At 61.4% G+C, this 2854-nt stretch carries 2 protein-coding genes; both read left to right on the top strand.

The features are described from left to right. Positions 1-896, top strand: an 896-nt coding sequence (gene selA / locus F8I07_RS06955; protein ID WP_292657521.1) for an L-seryl-tRNA(Sec) selenium transferase, incomplete at its 5' end; no start/stop codon positions are given. A gap of 401 nt (positions 897-1297) precedes the next feature. Continuing rightward, the coding region (selB, locus tag F8I07_RS06950; protein ID WP_292657518.1) for a selenocysteine-specific translation elongation factor at positions 1298-2854 on the top strand (1557 nt) is incomplete at its 3' end.

Genomic DNA, 2854 nt, shown 5'->3' with positions numbered 1-2854 from the left:
TTTTCCTGATCCTCAACACCTTCGCCCAGGGCAAAGAGGCGGTGGTCTCCCGGGGAGAGCTGGTGGAGATCGGCGGGAGTTTCCGGATCCCCGAGGTGATGGCGGCCAGCGGAGCGAAGCTGGTGGAGGTGGGCACCACCAACAAAACCCGCCTGGCCGATTACGAAGCGGCCATCGGTGAGGAAACGGCGATGCTGATGAAGGTGCACAAATCCAACTACGCCATCGAGGGGTTCAGTGCCGAGGCGACGATGGAGGAGATTGCGGCCCTGGCCCGTGAACGGGGGCTGATCGACTACTACGATCTGGGAAGCGCCTACCTGCCCGATCTCCCCTGGGGTTTGGGGGCGGCGGAGCCCTCTTTGCCCAGGATCCTGCGTGATCCCCCTTCGCTGCTCAGCTTCAGCGGCGACAAGCTTTTCGGCGGAGTACAGGCGGGGATCATCCTGGGGCGCAAGGCTCTCATCGACCGGCTCAAAAAGAATCAGATCCTGCGGATGTTCCGGGTGGACAAGGTGACGCTGGCGCTGCTGGAGCGGACGGTGCTGGCCTACCGCCGGGGAGAGACCGATAAAATCCCCGTCCTGCGGATGCTCTTTGCCACGCCCGAGCAGCTGCGAAACCGGGCCGAGGCGCTAAGAAAGCGACTGCCGATCCCGGCGAAGATTCTCGATTCGCAAACCTACGTCGGCGGCGGTACCATGCCCAACCGGAAAATCCCCACCGTCATCCTGGCCCTGGAGGGAGAAGCGCAGGAACTGGAAGCCGCCTTCCGGGCACACCGGATCATCGGCCGGATCGAAAAGGATCGCTTTGTGCTGGATCTACGGACGGTTCGGGAAGAGGATTTCGAGACGATCATCGAGGCGGCATCGATGATATCGAGTGAGGAGTGAAGAGTGAGGAGTGAGGAGTTGGAAGGCGCCTTCGGCGCAGTCGCAAGTCGCAAGTCGCAAGTCGCAAGAAATGCCGCCTTCGGCGACGTTATTGGTGTATTGGTGTATTGGTGTATTGGGGGTGTTCTTCGTTGTTTGTCATTTGACATTTATCGTTTGAGGTTGGTCGGCAGTCGGCAGTCAGCAGTCGGTAAGAGAGTCGCCAGTCGTCAGTCGCTAGTCGCAAGAAGTGTCGCCTTTGGCGACGTTATTGGTAATTGGTTATTGGTTATTGGAAGCGTTGCAACGCAACGCAAACCGAAATTCTCCATTCTCCATTCTCAATTTTCCATTAAAAAAACTCGGTTCCTCACTCCTCACTCCTCACTCTTCACTTCTCTCATTTTCTCCAAGGAGAGAAAATGAGAGACATCATCGTCGGTACCGCCGGCCACGTCGATCACGGCAAAACGGCGCTCATCGAAGCGATGACGGGGTACAACGGGGATGAGATGGCCCAGGAGAAGGAGCGGGGGATCACCATCGATCTGAGCTTCTCCAATATGCGCCGAAAGGGGGTCAACGTCGCCTTTATCGACGTGCCGGGGCACGAACGGCTCATCAAGACGATGGCCTCGGGGGCCTTCGGCTTCGATGCGGCGCTGCTGGTGGTGGCGGCGGACGAGGGGATCATGCCTCAGACCCGGGAGCATCTGGCGGTGCTGGATCTGCTGAAGGTGCGGCGTCTGGTGGTGGCCCTGAGCAAAAGCGACCGGGCCGATGCCGCGCAGATCGCCCGGAGGGAGGAGGAGATCCGTACGCTGCTACGTGAAAGCTATCCCGCCATGGAGCTGCAGGCCCTGGTGCCCACCTCGATCCGCGATCCCGAGAGCATCGAGCGGCTGCGAAAGATTCTTTTTTCCCTGCCGCCGCGGATCACGGGGGACGCTCCTTTTTTCCGCTACTACATCGACCGGGTCTTCAGCCCCCGGGGGGTGGGGACGGTCGTCACCGGCACCGTGCTGGCGGGACGGGTCCGCAAGGGGGAGAAGCTCAACGTCGCCGAGCTGGGCAAACCGGCCACGGTACGCAATATCCAGGTCCACGGCGAAGATCGGGAGGAGGCCTATACCCATCAGCGGGTCGCCCTCAATCTCGACATTCCCCACACCAAACTGCGCAAAGGGTATCTCCTGGCGAGTCGGGGCTATTTTCGGGGCTTTGAGCGGATCGACGTCTCGGTGCGGCAACTGGGAGAGAAGGAATTGCCTCACGGCAGTGAAGTCCTCTTCATCAGCGGAGCCAAACGGGTGGAGGGAAAGATCCTCTACTATGCCGATGCCCGTTTTGCCGCCTTGCACCTGGGTGAAAAGGTCTACACCCGCTTCGGCGATCCCTATCTGCTGCTGGCTTCGGGCCGGGTGGCTGCCGGCGGAGAGATCCTGGTGCCCATTAGCGAGCCGATCCGAAAGAACCGCAAAGTTCCGCTGCTTGAAGCGCTGCAGAAACGGGATTTCGAGACCGCCTTTTCGATCCTGCTGGCCAACCACCGGCGGGGCTTCGGGTTGATTGCCAGCCAGCAGCGCTTCGCGATGAATCACGACGAAGCGCTGGCTGTCGCCCGCCGGATCGCCGGGGCCTATGTGGACGAGGAGGGGCTGGTGCTCTACCCGCAGGAGGCCCTGCAGGAGGTCGAGTCGGCCATCCGTCGCATCTACGAAAACAACCCCAACGCGCTCCTCTCTCCCGCCTCCGTGGTGCTGCGGATCAAGTGGGCCAGCGAGAAGCTGGCGGCGGAGGTGATGGAGCGTCTGGGGGAGAGCGGCTTTTTGCGGCAGGCCGAGGGGCTGTGGCTGCGGGCCGATCGGGACCCTGCCGAGCTGATCGACGCGCTGCCCGAGCAGCTCTACCGGATCCTGGAAGAGGAGGGACTGACCCCCGAAGCTCCCTACGATCTCTACGACCGCCTCGACTTGGAC

Origin of the sequence: Nitratifractor sp., assembly GCF_015487065.1 — a bacterium.
GTDB lineage: Bacteria > Campylobacterota > Campylobacteria > Campylobacterales > Sulfurovaceae > Nitratifractor.
This window is presented reverse-complemented; position numbering and strand designations above follow the sequence as displayed.